This window comes from Coprococcus intestinalis (assembly GCF_023656595.1).
In the GTDB taxonomy this organism is placed as follows: Bacteria; Bacillota; Clostridia; order Lachnospirales; family Lachnospiraceae; genus Coprococcus_A; species Coprococcus_A intestinihominis.
Genome location: NZ_JAMOKJ010000022.1, coordinates 19,572 through 41,600 on the forward strand (window position 1 = coordinate 19,572; position 22,029 = coordinate 41,600).

Here is a 22,029-nt window from a genome sequence, read left to right on the forward strand (position 1 = left end):
AAGGTGCCAAAAGCTCCATGAATTTAAGACCTGAAGAAATTAGTTCAGTTATTAAAGAACAGATTAAGAGATATAAATCAGAACTTGAAGTATCAGATATTGGTACAGTTGTTCAGGTAGCGGATGGTATTGCGCGTATTCACGGACTTGAGAATGCGATGCAGGGCGAACTTCTTGAATTCCCGGGTGACGTTTATGGTATGGTCATGAACCTGGAGGAAGATAATGTTGGTGCCGTTTTGCTCGGCAGCAACAGAAATATCAATGAGGGAGACGTTGTTAAGACAACAGGACGAGTAGTTGAGGTACCGGTTGGTGACGCAATGCTTGGACGTGTTGTCAATGCTCTTGGTCAGCCAATCGATGGCAAAGGCCCTATTGATACCAATGCTTTCCGACAGATTGAGAGAGTAGCCCATGGCGTTATCGAGAGAAAGAAAGTCGATACACCGTTACAGACAGGAATTAAGGCGATTGACGCCATGATCCCGATTGGCCGTGGTCAGCGTGAGCTGATTATCGGTGACAGACAGACTGGTAAGACAGCCATTGCCCTTGATACGATTATCAATCAGAAAGGACAGGATGTCCTTTGTATCTATGTTGCAATTGGTCAGAAACAGTCGACAGTATCTTCTATTGTACACACACTGGAATCCTTCGGAGCCATGGATTATACAGTTGTTGTTGCAGCAACAGCATCCGAACTTGCACCATTGCAGTATATCGCGCCATATGCGGGCTGTGCGATCGGTGAAGAGTGGATGGAGCAGGGCAAGGATGTCCTCATTGTTTATGATGACTTGACAAAGCATGCTGCTGCTTATCGTACACTTTCCTTGCTTCTCCGCAGACCACCAGGGCGTGAAGCATACCCAGGTGACGTTTTCTACTTGCATTCAAGACTTCTGGAACGTGCTTCCAGACTGTCCGATGATCTGGGCGGCGGTTCATTGACTGCACTTCCGATCATTGAAACACAGGCAGGCGACGTATCTGCGTATATTCCGACGAACGTTATCTCCATCACAGACGGACAGATCTACCTTGAAACAGAAATGTTCAACTCAGGTTTCAGACCAGCGATCAATGCCGGACTTTCTGTCAGCCGAGTTGGTGGTGATGCGCAGATCAAGGCAATGAAGAAGATTGCCGGTCCTATCCGTACAGAGCTTGCTCAGTTCAGAGAGCTGCAGTCCTTCGCACAGTTCGGTTCCGATCTGGATGCGGATACACTGCAGAACCTGGCACAGGGTGAACGTATCCAGCAGATACTGAAACAGCCTCAGTATCAGCCAATGCCGGTTGAGAAGCAGGTTGTTATGATTTATGCCGTTACAAGAAGACATCTGACAGATATTCCTGTAGATCAGGTACTTGACTTTGAAAAGGGTCTGCTTGAATACATGGACAGCAAATGCGATGATGTTCTGGCAGCTATCCGTACAGAAAAGGTACTGACAGAAGATATCGAAGCAGGTCTTGTAAAGGCAATCACAGAGTACAAGAAGGTATTTCTGGAAGAAAATAAGAGGTGATAAAGCATGGCCTCAATGAGAGAAATTAAACGACGCAAAACCAGTATTCAGAGTACGGCTCAGATTACAAAAGCCATGAAACTGGTTTCTACGGTTAAGTTTCAGAAGGCGAAAGTCAAAGCTGAAACCACCCGTCCGTATTTTGACAAGATGTATGAGACAGTGTCTTCTATCCTGTCAAGATCAGGCAATATTCACCATCGTTATCTGATGCAGGGTGAATCTCAGAAAAAGGCAGTTATTGTCATTACGTCCAATCGCGGCCTTGCCGGCGGCTACAACAGTAATGTTGAAAAGGCTGTTACCAGTGTCGGTTTTAATCCTGCAGATGTGCAGCTTTACACAGTAGGTAGTAAAGGACGTGACAATCTCTCCAAAAAAGGTTATGCCGTAGCAAAGGATTACGGCGATGTCATTGAAGCACCAACGTATCGTGCAGCAATGGATATCGGCCGTGATGTGCTGAATGCCTTTTCGTCCGGTGAAGTGGGTGAAATCTGGATGGCCTATACGGTCTTCAAGAATACGATCACTCATATTCCGAAGATGATCCGTCTTCTGCCTGTAGCTGTTCCTGAAGAGGAAACAGCCGAAGAGAAGAAAGACGGACCACTGCTTCTGATGAATTTTGAGCCGGAACCGGAAGAAGTACTGGATGCAGTCATTCCGAAGTATATCAATAGTGTTATTTACGGTGGTATGATGGATGCCGTTGCCTCTGAGAACGGTGCCCGTATGACAGCCATGGATAATGCAACAAGCAATGCAGAGGATATGATTGAGAATCTGACATTAAGCTATAACAGAGCAAGACAGGGTGCGATTACACAGGAAATTACCGAAATCGTATCCGGTGCAGAAGCGCTTAAATAAACAGAAGGGAGTGATAGCAGCATATGGCAGAGCATAGTATTGGCAAAATCACTCAGATTATCGGTGCGGTACTGGATATCAAGTTTGCCGACGGAAATCTTCCTGAGATAAACGATGCCATCCGCATTACCAGAAAAGACGGCTCAACACTTGTTGTTGAAGTTGCTCAGCATCTGGGTGATGATACTGTCCGCTGTATTTCCATGGGACCTACTGATGGTCTTGTGCGTGGTATGGAGGCTATCGCTACAGGCGGCCCTATTACGGTGCCTGTAGGTGAAAAGACACTGGGACGTATTTTCAACGTTCTCGGTGAAGCAATTGATAATAAAGAAGCTCCACAGGCTGAAGAACACCTGCCGATTCATAGAAAACCACCTGCTTTTGAAGATCTGTCTGATGAGCAGGAAATCCTTGAAACAGGTATCAAAGTCGTTGACTTACTTTGCCCTTATCAGAAGGGTGGTAAGATCGGTCTGTTCGGTGGTGCCGGTGTAGGGAAGACCGTCCTGATCCAGGAGCTGATCCGTAATATCGCAACAGAGCACGGCGGCTACTCTGTATTCACAGGTGTAGGCGAGCGTACCCGTGAAGGTAATGACCTTTACACAGAAATGTCTGAATCCGGTGTTATCAACAAGACAACCATGGTATTCGGACAGATGAATGAGCCACCTGGCTCAAGAATGCGTGTCGGTCTGACAGGACTGACAATGGCAGAACATTTCCGTGATACCGGCAAAGACGTGCTGCTTTTCATTGACAATATTTTCCGTTTTACACAGGCTGGTTCAGAGGTATCTGCTCTGTTGGGCCGTGTACCTAGTGCCGTTGGTTATCAGCCGACACTGCAGACGGAAATGGGTGCGCTTCAGGAGCGTATCACATCTACAAAGACAGGTTCCATTACATCCGTACAGGCTGTATATGTACCTGCCGATGACTTAACAGACCCTGCTCCGGCAACGACATTCACCCATCTGGATGCAACGACGGTACTTTCACGTTCCATCGTTGAGCTGGGTATTTATCCGGCCGTTGATCCGCTGGAATCCACATCACGTATGTTGGATCCGCATATTGTTGGTGAAGAACATTACCGTGTTGCCAGAAGCGTACAGGAGATTCTTCAGCGTTATAAAGAATTACAGGATATTATCGCTATTCTTGGTATGGATGAACTTTCAGAAGAAGATAAGCTGGTTGTATCCAGAGCACGTAAGGTTCAGAGATTCCTGTCCCAGCCTTTCTTCGTAGGCGAACAGTTTACAGGTCTGAAAGGACGTTATGTACCGCTGTCTGAGACAATCCAGGGCTTCAAGGAAATCATTGCAGGTAAATACGATGATATTCCTGAAAGCTATTTCCTGATGGCAGGTAATATTGATGACGTTCTTGCCAAAGTGAAATAAGTCTGGAGGATGAGATATGGAAGCCTTGATGCAGCTGCAGATCATTACACCGGATCGTCTGATGTGTGATGAATCTGTCAAAATGGTTGAAATGAGAACTGCGGAAGGCGAGATTGGCGTCCTTCCGGGACATATTCCGGTGACTGTCATGATGGCGCCGGGAGTTACTCATATCACAAAGGCTGACGGAAGTATCCGACATATTGCGATTCATGATGGTTTTGTAGAAATACAGCCAGACAAGATCAGCATCATGGCGGAAATTGCCGAATGGCCAGAGGAAGTCGATCTGGATAGAGCAAAAGCTGCGCTTTCCCGTGCGAGAGAGCGTATCACTAATCCAGGTCCGGATACGGATATTGCCCGCGCAAGACGTGCATGGGCCCGTGCCGCAGCTCGAATTGAATTACTTACCAGAGAGTGGTAAAAAAAAGACAGCTGTCGATAACAACTGATATTTATATACCAGTTGGATATCGGCAGCTGCTTTTTTATTTCAATAATTTATGATACAACCTGTGTAAAAAACGGTCTGCTTTATTAAGATGTGATTGTTTAGCTTGCGGCGTCCATACAGCTTCTGCTATGACCAAACGAATATTGTTCATCGGCATGCAGGGAAGTGTGCCTTGGTCAGGCAAAATTGCTTTTAAAGATGCAAAATTTTTGGTAGAAGCAGATAGTGTTTCTGATTGCAATGTTCCGTCGGACATATACCAATACCATTGACCATCAATTTTAACACGGATTTTCCAACCGGAAAAAATATAATCTTTCTGTTGATAAGCATTTGGTTTGAGAATATTGGAGCCATCATTGTATAAGTACTGACTGGTACAGCGATATTCATAAGAACCACTTGGATTGCGGACCATTTGCCCATCCTTCTGGTCGTATTTCCATGAAAGAGATTTGTGAGGTTTTGCTGTGTAATAGTATATATTAAAAGCATTTTCTTTATTGTTTTTCTCCCAGGATGCGCATAAGATGACTTCTTTAATATGTTTTAATGGTAAGTGAGGAATCGCCTGATTATTAAAGAAGCGATATAGCTGTGCATCTTCATGCCATTTATAATCACTTTGAGGAACTAGACCACCGGATTGTAAATACCAGAAATAACATGTATTGATTTTTACCAAAATATTCCATCCTAAGAAATGATATCCATCGCGCGTAAAGGGATTATTTAATGGGATGGAAGTACCATCATTTGATAGATAATAGTCTTTGGGCTGATAGATATATCCATAGTCTGTTTTCAAAAATTCATCAAAATTATTTGATTGATAATGAATGCAGTGTTCATCAGTGTCAGGCAATTCTGAATAGCTGCAAAAACGAACAGGATATATAAGATTATCAACGTTGGACTGCTCATTGGAAGATGGGGTAGATATTTTATGAGCAGCTTTTTCAATAGTGGTTAAAATCAAATTTTCAATAATATTGCATTTTTCTTGTATATAGCCGGATTGAACAGATTCATCTGATGTGGTCATTGATGGCAGAAATGCACAATCAGCAGTCATATTTTTCCCACAAGTCAGTCCAATAGCCGCGGCGTAGGAAGAATCTGTAAAAATATATTGAGCATAATAAAGATATCCCAACCATTCTTCAATACTGATATTGGTTAAACAGTTATAAACTATCTGAGTACCGCAGAAAGATTTATCCAAGGTTTCTTGACACTCATCGAAAATAAAGATATCTGTATGATGATCAAGTGCATAACGGTGGGCTTGTTCGATCATATGAAGCCCCTTTTCTGATGTTATATGCAGAAATACAAAATTTTCCACTGAAGGTTTTGACAGAATCTGGTGATAAAAATTTTTATCCTGCAATAATAAAAGAGATATTTTATGCTCCGGTTGACAATTAAGAAGACTTTCGGCATCTATACAACAATCACATCCCGGGGTTGTAAACTCTAACATATCCGGAAGATAAGATGAACGTGTTCTTCTGATATGTTTAGCTGTAAATTTTTCAGAAACCGAAATATTATTGGAAGGTATGATGCTGGCAGCATATAGTGATTGATCGTTAATAATTGTGTTGTCGATATTGTGATTATCAAGAAACTGTTGAAAAGCAAGGGCAAAAAGAGGGGTTATAAAGGAAGTATCTTTACTGCAAAGGGAAGGAAAGCGTAAACCGACTCTTTTTTTCTTTCCAATAAAATATTTCTGTTTAGGTTTATTTTTGACAATATAACGGATGTAGTCTAAAGTTTCTTCATAACAGGCGTTTTGGTAATGGACATCTTCGAGATTCATAAAACCTGTTTCATCGGAAATGTAACTTCCGGTAACATTAATATAATAGCAATTGGTCAACTGTACAAAATATTGAGACATTTCATACATAAGAGGATTGGCTTTTTTGTTTTTTTCAATGACTTTATCAGAAAACTTTTTAATTTCAGATTCTTGTGAAAGAAAAGTATCCTGACGTTTACATTGAATCATAATAATATGACTGCCGTATCTTTGCTTTAAAGCCTGGGCATAAATACGCAGGCGACGCTGCAATTCGGAAATTGGCATATCATCCAAAAATGAATATTTTTCTGCATGCAGCGCATCAGCAATAAGACCTCTAAAATCGGTAAAATAATGATCACCGATACGGTGGGCTCTGGGACTGGATAAACTGAAAAAGTCAACTAATAACCATTCACCGGGAGAATCATTGAGTTTTTTCATAAATGTTCCTGACAGCTCATCCTGTGCAATTTGGTCATACCAGGATGAGGTGTATTTTGCAATGGCCTGCTTATCATATTTTGCGGGCGTAGTTTCGACAAAAGGCGGTACCTGAAAAAGATAAATAGATGTTACGAAGTTTTTTTCGTCATCAAAATTTAAATTAGTTCGGGAAATGCAGGATCCCCAGAGGTCAACAACAACGGGACGTAATATATCCTTTTCATAGTGTAATGCCGAGGCTGCATTTTCAAATGCTTTTATATCGGATGTTTGCATGAATGCAAACCAGGCACCATAATTTTGAAAAGTAATCTGTTTTCTATGGGTGAGACCTAATTGATTCAACTGCGGTTTGGCCCATTTTTGAATTGCATTTAAAAGTGATGGGATTCGAAAACCATTTGAAAAAAGGCAGTTATAGACGATGTTTTTTTGATTATATTTATGACGGCGAACCGCATCAAAAGCCTGCAATACCTGACATAATTCGGAAATACTATCAAAATGCTGATTCTGAAGCTTTTTAAGATAAACTTGAATGGATTGATTCGTATTGTTGTCGTTTGCGAGATATAAAAGGGCAGCTTGATGCTTTGATAAAAATTCCGGGGATGAACATAATACAAAATCTTCCAATATATGTGTCTGATCTAAAAAAAGGTTAAATGCTTTCTTTTCCAGTGTATCAAAATAAGACAGAAACCTGTCTAAACTATATGGAAAGTAGGGTTCTGTGTCAAATATATCTGTTTGTGTTTGAAACCATGTGTCGATTCGGTATACTATTTCATGATAATAAGCATCTTCGAATCGATAAAGCGCTAATTTCTGGCCATAGGGTTTAAAGGAAAAATAACAGTTATGAAGAGAAATTGTGTGGCATGCAATTTTGTCATGAAAGGCCTGCTCTATTGCTTGAATGAGCGGTATATAGTCATTGGCAGTTTTGGAGCGGATTCGATTTTTGACAATATAATATTGTGGACGAAATACGTGTAAAAGCAGAATTTGATTAGCTGAAAAATGCAACGCAATGTCAGAGGAAAATTTGTCCATCCACGTAAGAGCTTCTTCCTGAGACAGTGAACGGGTAATGCATTCTTCAATCAACGCTTGGAAATCTATAACAATAAAATCGTATGGCAGATCGGTTGCTTTGGCAGGGAGGGCAGCATTTGGAAAATTCCTGGTGCTCAACATTTTATCAATATAGGTTATTTGGTATTCATCAGGAAAAAAGTTTCTACGATGAAGTTCTTGACAAATTCTGCCGCCAAACAGCAGAAGAGATTTTGAATTGCTCATTTTTGTGTCTCCTTTTATTTTAAAGATATTAGACAAATTCACATATAATGTATAACATATTTGAGCTTGATTTGCAAGCCGGGCGATTTCGTGAGTATAGAAACTCTTGAATTACGTATAAAGGACATGGTATAATAGCTAAGTTAAAGGTGTATTTTCTTCGATAAAAGGAGGAGTTTATTTATGAAGATATATACATGGCTGCAGAAAGTTATTTTAGCAGTTATGACGTGTATTTTTTTAATTATTGCAGGCGGAAATTTGTTTCAGTTTTCGCAGATTAGTTTGTCAGATGGTAGTAATACACCCTTTCTTTTTATTTTGGGCATGATTGTATGTGCACAGTTATTTATTGTTATTAGGGCACTGTTTAGAGTGATTGATTATATAGATCGGACAGCTCCGAAAAAACAGCGTATAGTGACTGTTTTATGTTTTGTTATAATGACGATTGTATTTTTAATATTCATTATTTCCATGCATCCGAGGCCGATTACAGATAGCTATGATGACATAGATACGGCTGCATGGATTGTGTCTCATGGTGCTGTACTCGGAGACAACTATCATATTAAATTTGTAGGGGCCTATGGCAATAACTATACATTGACATTGATATTTTCATTTATATTGAAAGTATTTTCTTTCTTAAGTTTATCTGGCATATTAATACTTTTTTTTGTGTTGAATATGGCAGCTATCTTATTGAGCGTGTTTTTTACCTGGTTAATCCTTAAAGAGTGCGTACATATCAGGACGGCTAATAAAGTGCTGATTTTATGTGTACTTAATCCGCTTTATTATTGCCTTGTTTTTTGGATATATTCATTGACATTTAGTTTGCCAGTTATGATGGGAATTATTTATACAGCTGTTAAAATTTATCAATGTGAATCCAAATGGAAGGAAATTGTATTAGGAATATTAATGGGGGGATTAGTAGTTGCCGGATATGAATTAAGACCGACAACAGTATTTCCTGTCATTGCGATGGTAATAACAACCCCTGTACTTATTTATAAACACAAGATGTTTAAGAAGATTTTCTTGACAGGAGTTGTAACACTTTTATCAGCAGTGATGATGTATTCCGTAATTTCAATGGTTAAGGAGCACTATTTTGGAGAAATTCAAGGAAAAAATTTTCCATTAGTATTTTGGTTGTCTATGGGATCTCATGGAACAGGAGATTTAGAGAGCAATAAGGATGCATGGAATATTATAGTAGAGCATCCGGATGTAGATGAGCAGGCGGAAATCTTTCGCAATGAAACAATAGAGAATTATAAAGAACTTGGTGTTTCGGGAACGGTCGGTTTGTGGATGAAAAAGACCGTGATTACCTGGTCAGATGGATATTCAACACTTAATAATCGATTATCGCATGGAGAAATTAACAGTTATCTCTACGAATTGATTGGTGGAACACATCGGCAGTTCTTTGAAATTTATTGTCAGGCATACCGATTTTTGATCATATTTGGGATCATTTTGTTTTGCCTGCAACAATTGGGGGCTCAAAAGTTTTCTGTGCTTTATTTTACTATGCTTGTAACGCTGGCCGGAGGCATTGCTTTTTATATGATATGGGAGGCAAAGGATATATATTCAGCCGCCTTTTTGCTGCCAATGTTTATTTTAGCGCAGGAAGGACTTGGACAGACGGTGGAGAAAGAGATTCCTGTACCTGCGTTGTCGGCAAAACGCCGTTTTATTAATAATATTTTGATTGTGATGATTGCTGTCGTATTTTTGTGTGGGGATTATATGTGCAGGACAAAAGCGACATTTAATTACTATCGAATTAACACAATGTATAATTCAAGAGAGAGCGATCCCATTGAAATGACTGGGAGTCTTTGCCAGGATTTCTATGTGGAAAAGGCATTTAATAGAATTACGCTGATGGCAGGGATAGATGAGGAAGAGGGGATTATATCGGATTATACGATTTCAATACTGGACAGCAATAAGAGACTGCTGGCAGAGAAGAATGTAAAAGCGGATGATATTAAGAAACGTAGAATCACGCTTGATTTTGATAAGATACAGTGTGATAATCATTATTATTTGACGATCCGAAAGAATCAGACGTCATATGGTGATATTCACTTCTATATCAGAAATACATACTTCTTGGATTCTTATAGAGGACAGTTGATTGTTGATGGCGCCGGAGATTTTGTCAATGATTTGAATATGGATGTCAGTTATTCAGTAAAGCAACCATATTTTACCTTTGGAAGGAGAATGCTTTTTAATGGAACGTATGCTGTAATATCAATTTTATGTTTTGTGTATATTTTAAAAGAACAGAAAGCGGTGGAAAGAGAGCGGCAGGAGACAAGAAGATGAATATCAAAAAAATTAAAGATATAGTCAAAAAAGTCGTTGATTATCATATTGAAGGGGATTATCATGTATATACAGTGAAGAATACACCTTTGAGTATCAGAATTTTGATGACAAGAAAATACAATAAAAAATGGGCGAATCTGCCAGTTAATCCCAGAAAGATTATTTTTGATAATTATATGGGAAGCGGTTACGGATGCAACGGGAAATATATCACAGAAGAATTGATAAGAGAATGTTCTGACACGGAAATTGTATGGACAGTTCGGAATGTTGAGAAGCATAGACATGAATTTCCGTCTCAAGTGCGGTTGGTGGAATATTTATCTGATGAGGCAATGTATGAGTATGCTACAGCGGCTATATGGATTTGCAATATTCATATGGTGCCCTACCTTTACAAGGGACTTCGCAAGAAAGAAGGCCAGTTTTTTATCCAGACATGGCATGGGTCATTAGGCATTAAGAAAATTGAGAACAATAGTCCGTTTATTCGAAAAGCACAGAATTGGCTGAAGATGGCAGAACTAAGTTCATCGTATACGGATTATTGGATTTCGAACAGTAAGTTTGAAACAGATGTTTATAAAAGTGCTTTTTGGCATGTCCGTACAATTCTTGAATATGGTCATCCAAGAAATGACATTTTAATAAGCGATAAAAAAGATGTTATGGGGGCTGTTAGAGATAGTATTGGTATACCGAAAGGTATAAAGACGGTACTTTATGTACCGACTTATCGTGAAAGTGACACCACCGAGAAATTTGAAATGGATTATCAACGGGTTATCAGTGCTTTCGAAAAGCGATATAGGGAGAATTGGATAATGCTTATTCGTATTCATCCCAAAATGCGTGAAAAAGCTCGGGAGATAGTGCCAAAGACAGAGAAGATAGTGGATGTGTCGCTGTATCCGGATATTCAGGAATTAATGGTGGTCGCAGATGCCTTAATTACGGATTATTCAAGTGCTGTTTTTGACTTTATATTGACTTATAAGCCCGGATTTATCTATGCAATTAATGAACAGAGATATGATATAGAAAGAGGATTATATTATCCTTTAACAGCAACGCCATTTACTGTTGCAAGAAATAATGAAGAATTAGAACGGAATATTATTAATTTTGATGCAGAAGAATATAGTAACAGAGTTACTCGTTTTTTACAGGAAAAGGGATCTGTAGACGATGGAAAAGCTTCAAAAAGAACTGTACGATTAATACAGACATTGCTTAGGAGGTTAGGAGAATGAATATAGGTGTTATTTTTGCAGGCGGCGTGGGAAAACGAATGAACAGCCGTGTAAAACCAAAACAATTTTTAAATGTATATGGTAAGCCGATTATTATTCATACGTTGGAAGTATTTGACAGTCATCCGGATATTGATGCCATTGTGGTTGCGTGCCTGGAAGAATGGATTCCGTATTTACAGGAACTTATAGAGAAGTATAATTTAAAAAAGGTGAAAAAAATTGTTCCGGGAGGCAGGAGTGGACAGGAGTCTATTTATCATGGCTTACAGGCAGCGAAGCAGGTCGCTGGGCAGGAAAAATCTATAGTATTGATTCATGATGGTGTGAGACCAATGATTTACAAAAAGACAATTGATGACAATTTGCAATCTGTGAGAGAGCATGGATCGGCAATTACCAGCGTGGCAGTAAAAGAAACTGTATTAGTTGTTTCTGAGGATAATTCGATTAAAGAAGTACCAAATCGAAAGGATACAAGATTGGCCAGAGCACCACAGAGTTTTTATCTGGACGAAATTATCGGATTGCATCGACGCGCAATTACAGAGGGAAAAGATGATTTTATTGATTCCTGTTCGATGATGCAGTACTATGGCCATAAGTTATATCTGATTGATGGCCCTCAGGAAAATATTAAAATTACGACACCGGATGATTTTTATACGATGCGTGCACTTTTGGATGCGAAGGAAGAAGCACAAATATTTGGATTTGAAGCGGAAGATAAGTAATGGAGGAGAAGAGAGAGATGAAGTCTGTTTTGGATGAGGATTTGGAAATTCTGTCAAAGAGTAATCTTGCATTTGAGCAATTTCGTGGGAAAAGCATTTTAATAACTGGGGCAACAGGCCTGATAGGTTCTTTGTTGGTAAAGACATTTTTGTACTGTAATCAGATCCACCATTTAGGAATGAAGGTTTATGCGTTAGTACGAAGTATTGAAAAGGCAAATACAATATTTTCAGATTGTGTTGGTGCAGCTGAGTTAAAATGTGTCATTGCAGACCTGGAAAAGGATGAGCTGGGTGATAAAATTCAGATAGAAGGAGATTGTGATTATATCATTCATGCGGCGGCAGTGACCACTTCAAAATTAATGGTATCCAATCCTGTAGACAATATACGAACTGCAGTTAATGGAACGGATAAGATGCTGCAGTTTGCGGTTGATAAGAAGTGTACATCCTTTATTTATATATCGTCAATGGAAATATACGGTCAGCCATCCAAAGAGGGAAAAACAGGTGAACAGGATTACGGCTACATTGATATTTCATCAGTCAGAAGCTGTTATCCGGAAGGAAAACGTATGTGTGAATGTCTTTGTACAGCGTATGCTTCACAGTATGGGTTAAATGTAAAAAGTGCAAGGCTGGCACAAACATTTGGACCGGGTATTCTTCCAACGGAGAATCGGGTATTTGCACAATTTGCAAGAAGTGCAATGAATGGTCAGAATATTGTGTTGCATACAATGGGCACTTCAGAAGGCAATTATGTTTATACAAGAGATGCCGTGAAAGCAATTATAATGCTTCTTACAGAAGGAAGTGCGGGCCAATCTTATAATATTGCCAATGAAAAAAGTCATATGACAATTCGTCAGATGGCAGAGCTTGTTGTTAATGAGATTGCAGATAATAAAATTCAGGTCGTTATAGATGTCCCAAAAGACAATAGTTCTTTGGGGTATGCGCCTGGTGTGAAAATGTGGTTGGATGCTTCTAAGATAAGAGCGCTTGGATGGCAGCCGGAAGTTGATCTTGCAGAATCTTACCGAAGAATGATTAAGTGGATGGAAAGATAAAGGTTTAGAAAATGGGTAAATTATATGTTATTTATAGAGACCGTGGAAGCACAGAGTCATGTCATGATGCAGAGCAACTTTTGCATCAATCTTTGCAGCATATAACTGACAGTGAGTTTATTCATGCAGATATCAGTAATTATGCTGAAATATTTAATCGTATTCTGCAAGAGAATGATGAAGGAGGTCTGCTTATTGTAGATGCAGGCGATCGTTTTGCAGCAGATTATGTAGAAAAACTCTGGCATGTACTTAAAAACTCTAATGCGGCTTATATTTCAGGCAGGAAAAGTTTTATCTGGATGGATAAGACAGTTGCTAACAAGCTTTTATTAAGCAAAAAACAATTGGAAATGATGCCTTATACAGATATTTTGGCAGGAACATTGGTTAATATAAAAATGGCCAAGGGTTTGGCTTTGCAGGGACATCTCGGTGGAGATATGGAAGCCGATTTTCTGATGCGTCTGGCAATGAAACATACAGTGGAAATTCAGGAATTACTGGATTATGAGTATAGCCAGCCGGATGCCAGCCAGTTTCAGTGTTATCAGGGGGTATATTTCAAAGAGTGGTATTTTGAAAGTATGACGGACTTTTTGATTCCGCTGCTTATTGAAGCAGAGAAAATAAATGGAAAGATTCCGTTGTTTGTGCAATATTATGCCATGTATGTGATGAAGTGCAGATTTGACGCGAATTCCAATAACCGAAATAAACATGTGATAGCAGAACATGAAATTCCAGAGTATTTAAATTTGTTAAGACGTGTTTTAGTATATCTTGATGATGCAGTCATCATGAACCTGCATGACTGCAATTATTATTCTAAGAATTACCAGTTTAATAGAATGCTTTTGCGTATTAAATATGATGTTCCACAGTTGGATGAACAGTATTTATGTGAGCGAACAACACTCTGCATTATTTATAAAGAAAATGTTATTTATTTGCTGAATAAAATGAGAGTAAATATTCTTTTTATGAATTATGTGGATGGCAGATTGGAGATTGATGCTTCTGTTCCGGATCATTTCAGCCGTGAAAAGGTAGCATACTATTTCCGATTAAACGGAGTAAGATATGATGTTGTTTTTAATGAAGGCTATTCTCTGACAAAGTATTTTGGTGTTTCGGCTTATAAGCGATTCAGCTTTCATGCTTCAATTCCGCTGAAAACAACAGGAGAACATCAGGAACTGCAATTTTTTGTACAATATGAGAATAAGGAATATGTTGTTCTTACGGAATATAAATCGCATACTTCCAGATTATCTAATGATCCGGCCAGTTCGTATTGGCATTTTGGTAATTTTATTGCCACAAGAAATCCGTCTACCATTATGATTGATCCTTATAAATGGAAGGCAATGGTAAAACTTGAATTAAAAATGTGGAAAGAAATGCTTTCCAAACATACAAAGCATGAGCTAATGCTGCTTTTAGTACGCGTGGGATATGTTCTGACACGACCTTACTTTAAACGTAAGAAGATTTGGATGTTTTATGATAAGATATATAAAGGCGGCGATTCGTCAGAATACTTATACAAATATGCAATGCAGAAGAAAGACGGCATTAAGAAATACTATTTATTAGATAAAAATGCGGTTGATTATAAACGTATGAAGCGAGAAGGATATCATCCGTTGAAGAGATCAAGTATTATGCATCGATTGGTTTTCCTGAATGCGGATATGATGATAGTATCTAATTCAACAGTATTTGCATTTAATGATTTCCATATGAAAAATTCAAAATACGTCAGAGGAATTACGGACTTTCATGTGGTTTGTGTACAGCATGGGTTGTCGGTTCAGAAAATTGCACTGGCTCAGCAGAGATTACGTGACAATACACGTTTGTATTTCTGTGCATCCAAATATGAGATTGAAAATTTGTCCAAGCCGGTCTACAATTATAATGGATATGACGCTTTGAAGCTGACAGGTGTTCCGCGTTATGATGGGTTAGTAGATAGAAATCAAAAGCAAATTTTAATTTCACCAACATGGCGAATGCAATCTGCTTTGTTAGTAAGTAAGAACGAAGGTGTGGCAAGAGATTATAATCCTAACTTTAAAGAAACGGAATATTTTAAAGTTTATAATTCTTTGATTAATGACAAACGTTTAATTCAGGCGGCTAAAGAGTACGGATATAAGATTGCTTATGTTTTACATCCGATTGTTAGTCCGCAGGCAGAAGACTTCGATAAAAATGAATATGTCGAAATTATTCCATCTACAGGTGAGATGAGTTATGAAAAGCTGTTTTGTGAGTCCAGTTTAATGGTAACCGATTACAGTGGTGTTCAGTTCGATTTCGCATATTTGAGAAAACCATTAATTTATCATCATCATCGTGATTTGGAAGCACATTACGAAGAAGGGACATTCCATTATGATACAATGGCTTTTGGTGAAATTACACATGATAATGATGAGCTAATTGATTTGCTGATTGATTATATGCAGCATGATTGTGTTATGAAAGAAAAGTATAGGAAACGCGCAGATGATTTCTTTGCTTTTAATGATAATAACAACTGTCAGCGTATATATGATGTTATGATAGACTATCAGCAGCGGGTAATTGATAAGAATCGCTGATAAAGGAGAAGCGGGTTGAGTGTTCTTTTTACATTAAAACAATATGTCAAGATGGTGATCCAAAATAAATATTTGCCCTATATCTACCAAAAGGCATGTAAAAAGCCGGTTAAGAAGGGGAAAATATTATTTGCGGATGCACATCACACGGAACTTACAGGGAATATGAAACCGGTATATCAAAAACTGAAGAATGGCGGATATGATATTCAACTGTATTGTGAAGATATTCAGACAATGCCAGTGTGGAGAATGATTGCTTTTATGAAAGAATTTATGCAGGTTTATGCACAGGCAGAATATGTTTTTATTAATAGCTACTTTTTACCTGTTTCATCCTGTCGGAAACGCAAGGAAACAACAGTTGTACAGCTTTGGCATTCTGGCGGCCTGATGAAGAAGATGGGGTATGATACTACAGAGGATATTCCAAAATATTATAAAGGAAACCCTACAGCCAATTACGATTTGGTAACGGTGAGTGCGCCATGTTGTGAAGCTGTTTGGGAAAAGGCATTGCATCTTTCTCAGGGAACTGCAAAGGCATTGGGACTGGCGCGTACAGATATTTATTTTGATAAGGAATGGAATGCGGATAATAAATGTCGTTTTTATCAACGATATCCGGAGGCGAGAAATAAAAAAATATGTGTCTATGCACCATCGTTTGAGGGAAATGCAGCACATCCGTATAATAGAGGAATAGAGTCTGGCATTTTAGATATTATGAAACATCTGGAAAAAGAATGGTTTTTTATTATCAAAGTACATCCGCATATGGAAAAAAATTATCCTATGTATCATTGCGATTTTTCGACAGAAGAATTATTTGCTGTAACAGATTTGCTGATAACGGATTACTCGTCTGTTGTATATGATTACTTGATTTATCAGAAATCGTTTTTGCTGTATGCACCGGATTTGGAAGAATATAAGCAGCAAAGAGGCTTTTACCTGGAATATGAAAGCCTCCCGGCACCTGTAATCACGTCTTCGGATGCGCTGGAAGCGGCAATGAGGGAGCAGGCCTGGCTGCCGTATTCCTCTGATTTGGTAAAATGCTATCAGGAGTATATGGGGGCCTGTGATGGTCATGCAACGGATAAAATTTTAAAAAAGCTGAGTCTTTATTCATAATTTTATTATATAAAAAAGAAACAATCAGCACAGCTTATGCATAAGTAGAGAGGGGATAAGTTATATGAAAAAATCATCAAGATGGAAAACAATGATTTTGACAGGTGCTTTTGTATTGGCCCTTAATTGCGGCAATGTTTTTGCATCAGAAGCTGGTATGACAGGTGAATCGAATACTGAAGCGACAATAGTTGAGGAGAATGGTGCTGCTGATAATGTACAGAATCCGGCAGATTCACAAGTTGTCAATGATCAGAATGGTAATAGCTATTCGGTAAATTCAGCGGATGTCCCTGAATCAGGGGATCCGGCAGTAGAACCGACAGAACCGCCAGCGGATCCTCCAGCGGAGATGAAGCAGGGCTGGCAGGACGAAGATGGAGGCAGAAGATATTATATTGACAATAATTATGTTGTTGGAGAGCAGAATATCGACGGCAGTTGGTACTATTTCCATGAAAATGGAATGATGGCTACAGGCTTAACGGAACAGAGTCAGAATCCGGGCAACCTGTATGACTATGGCGAGGATGGTAAGCGTCTGTATGGTTGGCAGAATGTGAATGGCGTGCAGTATTATTTTCATCCTGAAACAGGCATTATGCTCAAATCTTCAGAATGTAAGATTGACGGTTTCTGGTATTACTTTGATGAGAACGGTCAGTTTGTAGCAGGACGCTGGATTAATCATCATAATGCGGATTATTATTATGATGAACAGGGACATATGTATTATGGCTGGAAACAGGAAGGTGATAAGACATATTATCTGAATAAAGGAAATGGCAAAAAGGTAATCGGAGAGAAAAAGATTGATGGTTTCTGGTACTATTTTAATGAAAATGGTGAAATGGCAACAGGTTGGTCACAGCACAATGATCATATGTACTATTACCAGGCAAATGGTCAGATGACTTATGGTGAAGCCAAAATTGATGGCCACTGGTACTATTTTAAAGAAAAAAGCGGTATCATGGCAACCGGATGGTCCAAACACAATAACCATACATATTACTATCAGTTAAATGGCTGGATGACTTATGGTGAAAAGAAAATTGACGGCAAATGGTATTACTTCCATGAACGTACCGGTGTTATGGCAACAGGTTGGTCCAAACACAATGGCCATACATATTATTATCAATCTAATGGTCAGATGACTTACGGCGAAAAGAAAATCAGCGGATATTGGTATTATTTCAAGAATAAAACCGGTGTTATGGCAACTGGACTGACTTCCCATTCAGGTAAAAAATATTATTATCAATCCAATGGCCGTATGAAATACGGATGGCAGGCAGTTGGCAGCAATGCTTACTATTTTGAGCAGAAGACCGGTGTTATGAAACCATATACATTTAAGAAGTCAAATGGTTATTGGTTGGCGTACGATTCAAATGGCAAGCAAGTGAAGGATTTGCGTTCTGCTTTTAATAATGCCTCATCTTATGTGATTAAGGTTAATAAGCCGATGAATGCGGTAACTGTCTATATTCAGTATGGAGATGGTTCCTATACTGTTCCGCTTGTAGCATTTATTTGTTCAACAGGTGCAGATACGCCGACAGGTACATTCTATACACCGGATAAGTGGAGATGGCTGCGTATGATGGGGCCTAGCTGGGGACAGTGGGTAACACAGATCACAGGTGATTATTTATTCCATTCGGTTTATTATAATTCTGCTAATAATAATAATACACTTTCTGTCAGTGCTTATAATAATCTTGGTAAACAGGTTTCACATGGCTGTATTCGTTTAACAGCAGGTGATGCTAAATGGATTTATGATCATTGTGCGTTAGAGACAAAGGTTGTTATTTACAGTGACAGATCGACGTATGGCCCATTGGGAAGACCAACGGCTTACAAGCTGCCTTCCTGGCATACATGGGATCCAACGGATCCAAATATGTATTATAAATGCCAGCAGAGAGGTTGCCACTAAACACAGGAGAAGGTAATACATAAAATGAAGAAATGCTTAATAAAAGGGATGACTGTGATTATGATCAGTACGATGCTGGCATCAATACCCGTCGTATCATATGCAGCAGAAACCGAACCCAAGAATTTAACAGAATCAGCGGTTCCGGAGTCTGATGTTCAGAATGCTGTGAATACAGTTGATATACCTGAAACAGATAAAGAATCTGAGACGGGTGGGCAGTTACCACAAGAACAGCCGCCACAAGAGCAGCCGCCACAAGAGCAGCCGCCACAAGAGCAGCCGCCACAAGAGCAGCCGCCACAAGAGCAGCCTCCGGCAGAAATTCGCCAGGGTTGGGTGACAAGCGAAAGTGGCACACAATATTATATTGACAATGTCTATGTGGTTGGTGAGAAGAAAATAGATGGTTATTGGTACTATTTTGATGCGAATGGGATGATGGCCACAGGATGGACCGTACAGGAAGCAAAACCAGACAAGCAGTATTATTATGGCGCGGATGGTAAAATGCAGTATGGCTGGTTGACATTGGAGAATAAGACGTATTATTTTCATCCGTCATCAGGTGTGATGATGAAAGAATGCGAACGAAAAATTGATGGCAAATACTATTACTTTAATGCAGATGGCACCATGGCCACTGGTTGGACAAAGCAGGCAGCCAGACCAGATAAGATTTATTATTATAACCCGGATGGTACCATGAGTTATGGTGAAAAGAAGATAGATGGTCATTGGTATTATTTTCATGAGCGTTCCGGAGTAATGCAGACAGGATGGGTGAATCACCATAATCATACGTATTATTACAATCCGGATGGTACCATGTATTATGGTGAAAAGAAGGAAAATGGTCACTGGTATTATTTCAAAGATAGAACAGGTGTCATGGCAACCGGATTGACCAAGCACCACAATCATACTTATTACTATAATGCCGATGGTACTATGTATTACGGCGAGAAAAAGATAAGTGGCCACTGGTATTATTTCAAAGATAGAACAGGTGTCATGGCCACTGGCTGGACCAAGCATCATGGCAAGCAGTATTACTACGCAGCGGATGGTAAAATGTGTTATGGTCTGCAGACGATAGATGGTGTGAGATATTATTTTCATCCAACGTCTGGTGTTTATCAGTGGAAGAATCGTAAATATCAGAATCCATCCCAGTATTATCAGATTCAGGAATCCTCCATTCAGTTGTCTGGCGGCGGCTACAATTTGAATATCGGATATGAAGGTATTAAGACCGCATGGGTCATAAGGGCATTAAAACTTGGCAATGCAGTCGGTATGGGCGGCGCTGAATACACAAGAAGAGTGTTTAATGCTGTCAAGAGTTTTCAGAGTAGACATGGTCTGGAGGCTACAGGTATTACAGATCTGGCAACGTGGAAAGCACTTGGTTATAGTGAAGCCGATTGGTATTCATTGGGGGCTTATGCTTCACCAATCCGAACTAGTATTTACAGCAGCCGTAGCGACTGCGTTGAGGCAATGATCAACAGAGCCTATGATTATCTGGGGGATGATTATATGATTGGTGCCTCAGGTGCTCCGGGGCTTGGCATTGACTGCAGTGGCCTTGTTATGCAGGCATTATATGCAGCGGGCATTGATATGTCTCCGATTAATCCTGTGCGGCATGCTTCACCCGGTTATGAATATGAGTCTGCCAACATATGGACCAGCTCACAGCTGAAACATGTTTCTTATGGTGAAAGACAGCGAGGCGATATTATTATTTACTGTAATTCTGCAGGTGTTGTTATACATTCGGCTATTTATTTAGGCAATAATAGAGTAATTGAGGCGTGGCCAAATAAAGTAGTTGTTTCATCAATGATTAATAATCAGCATCCGCGTGTGTTGGGCGTCGTGAGACCATTCGTATAAAAGTGTCAGAAAAGTGCTGGAAATAAACTGATAAAATAATCCCGGAAGATATGTATTCCGGGATTATTTTTTGATATAATAGGGATGTATTTTGATAGTGAAATGACATAAAAGGCAGAATGGCATACGGAGGAAAATATCAATGAACAGCAGATTATTTATAGTGATACCCTGTTATAATGAAGAAGAAGTCCTTCCAATCACATCTAAAATGTTCCTTGAAGAGCTTGAAGATTTGATACATAAAGGAAAGATTAGTGATAACAGTCGTATTTTGTTTGTAAATGATGGAAGTAAAGATAAAACCTGGGAGATTATTGAAAACCTGGCAGCTGAGAATTCACATTTTATCGGTATGAGCCAGAGTCGTAACAGAGGACATCAGAATGCGGTTCTTGCAGGATTGATGGAATCCAAGGATATGTGTGATATCACGATTTCCATAGACTGTGATGGTCAGGACGATATCAAGGCGATGGAAGCCATGGTGGATGCTTATCATGATGGCAGTGAAGTTGTTTATGGTGTGCGCAGCAAGAGAGACACGGATACGTTTTTTAAACGTTTTACGGCGGAATCTTTTTATAAGTTATTGAATAAGATGGGGGTTGAGGTTGTATACAACCATGCTGATTACCGTTTGATATCAGCAAGAGTATTAAAGGAATTTGCCAATTTTAAAGAAGTGAATCTGTTCCTCAGAGGTATGATTCCACTCGTAGGATTTAAGAGTACCAGTGTTTATTATGAACGTCATGAACGTATTGCCGGTGAGTCACATTACCCGTTATCCAAGATGTTGGGATTGGCCATTGACGGCATAACCAGTCTGAGCATTAAACCGATTCGTTTGATTACAGGACTTGGAATTGGCGTATCTATTCTGAGTTTTATAGGTGTAATCTGGGCTGTGATTTCTCAATTGACAGGGCATGCAGTGACGGGATGGGCAAGTACAGTTTGTCTTGTATGTTTCATGGGCGGTGTGCAGTTAATCTGCCTTGGTGTACTGGGTGAATATATTGGCAAGATTTACATGGAGGTTAAAGCCAGACCAAGATATATTATTAGTGAGAGAACCTGGGAAGAAAAAGACAAGGATAAATAATTGCAGAAAATAAAAATACAGGCAGGACTTTGATGAGTCTTGTCTGTATTTTTTAA

Annotated in this window: 14 protein-coding genes; 13 read left to right on the top strand and 1 reads right to left on the bottom strand. The window is 39.3% G+C overall.

Annotated features, from left to right (window positions below; translation table 11 throughout):
- The first annotated feature begins 17 nt into the window (after positions 1-17).
- The 4 genes from atpA to atpC are packed head-to-tail and all read left to right on the top strand — an operon-like array spanning position 18 to position 4,250.
- A complete protein-coding gene (atpA, locus tag NBH03_RS13920; protein ID WP_015513216.1) occupies positions 18-1,538 on the top strand; it encodes a F0F1 ATP synthase subunit alpha in 1,521 nt (506 codons plus the stop codon).
- A 6-nt stretch (positions 1,539-1,544) separates the two neighbouring features.
- Complete coding sequence (atpG, locus tag NBH03_RS13925; protein WP_015513217.1) at positions 1,545-2,411, top strand: ATP synthase F1 subunit gamma; 867 nt, start codon at positions 1,545-1,547, stop codon at positions 2,409-2,411.
- A 23-nt stretch (positions 2,412-2,434) separates the two neighbouring features.
- Positions 2,435-3,823, top strand: a complete 1,389-nt coding sequence (atpD, locus tag NBH03_RS13930; RefSeq protein WP_015513218.1) for a F0F1 ATP synthase subunit beta — start codon at positions 2,435-2,437, stop codon at positions 3,821-3,823.
- 16 nt (positions 3,824-3,839) lie between these two features.
- On the top strand, positions 3,840-4,250 hold the full coding sequence (gene atpC / locus NBH03_RS13935; protein ID WP_215689114.1) for an ATP synthase F1 subunit epsilon: 411 nt from the start codon (positions 3,840-3,842) through the stop codon (positions 4,248-4,250).
- 64 nt (positions 4,251-4,314) lie between these two features.
- Here the strand turns inward: atpC and NBH03_RS13940 are convergent, their stop codons facing one another.
- Positions 4,315-7,845, bottom strand: coding sequence for a DUF6270 domain-containing protein (locus NBH03_RS13940; protein ID WP_250799928.1), 3,531 nt, complete (start codon positions 7,843-7,845; stop codon positions 4,315-4,317).
- Between the two features lie 183 nt (positions 7,846-8,028).
- Here NBH03_RS13940 and NBH03_RS13945 point away from each other — a divergent pair, with 183 nt between their 5' ends.
- From NBH03_RS13945 to NBH03_RS13985, 9 genes are all read left to right on the top strand, one after another.
- Entirely contained in the window at positions 8,029-10,200 is a 2,172-nt protein-coding gene (locus tag NBH03_RS13945; RefSeq protein ID WP_250799929.1) for a glycosyltransferase-like membrane protein, read from the top strand.
- Positions 10,197-11,456 (top strand): CDP-glycerol glycerophosphotransferase family protein, encoded by a 1,260-nt coding sequence (locus tag NBH03_RS13950; RefSeq protein WP_250799930.1) that lies wholly within the window; start codon positions 10,197-10,199, stop codon positions 11,454-11,456. Before NBH03_RS13945 ends, NBH03_RS13950 begins: the two co-directional genes overlap by 4 nt.
- Positions 11,453-12,190 (top strand): IspD/TarI family cytidylyltransferase, encoded by a 738-nt coding sequence (locus NBH03_RS13955; RefSeq protein WP_250799931.1) that lies wholly within the window; start codon positions 11,453-11,455, stop codon positions 12,188-12,190. Before NBH03_RS13950 ends, NBH03_RS13955 begins: the two co-directional genes overlap by 4 nt.
- On the top strand, positions 12,190-13,266 hold the full coding sequence (locus tag NBH03_RS13960; RefSeq protein WP_250799932.1) for an NAD-dependent epimerase/dehydratase family protein: 1,077 nt from the start codon (positions 12,190-12,192) through the stop codon (positions 13,264-13,266). Before NBH03_RS13955 ends, NBH03_RS13960 begins: the two co-directional genes overlap by 1 nt.
- Positions 13,267-13,277: 11 nt before the next feature.
- Complete coding sequence (locus tag NBH03_RS13965) at positions 13,278-15,878, top strand: CDP-glycerol glycerophosphotransferase family protein (protein ID WP_250799933.1); 2,601 nt, start codon at positions 13,278-13,280, stop codon at positions 15,876-15,878.
- Positions 15,879-15,893: 15 nt separating this feature from the next.
- Positions 15,894-17,015, top strand: a complete 1,122-nt coding sequence (locus NBH03_RS13970; RefSeq protein WP_250799934.1) for a CDP-glycerol glycerophosphotransferase family protein — start codon at positions 15,894-15,896, stop codon at positions 17,013-17,015.
- 64 nt (positions 17,016-17,079) lie between these two features.
- Positions 17,080-18,963, top strand: a complete 1,884-nt coding sequence (locus tag NBH03_RS13975) for a L,D-transpeptidase family protein (protein WP_250799935.1) — start codon at positions 17,080-17,082, stop codon at positions 18,961-18,963.
- Between the two features lie 24 nt (positions 18,964-18,987).
- Complete coding sequence (locus NBH03_RS13980; protein WP_250799936.1) at positions 18,988-20,865, top strand: NlpC/P60 family protein; 1,878 nt, start codon at positions 18,988-18,990, stop codon at positions 20,863-20,865.
- A gap of 142 nt (positions 20,866-21,007) precedes the next feature.
- Entirely contained in the window at positions 21,008-21,973 is a 966-nt protein-coding gene (locus tag NBH03_RS13985; RefSeq protein WP_250799937.1) for a glycosyltransferase family 2 protein, read from the top strand.
- Positions 21,974-22,029 lie beyond the last annotated feature (56 nt).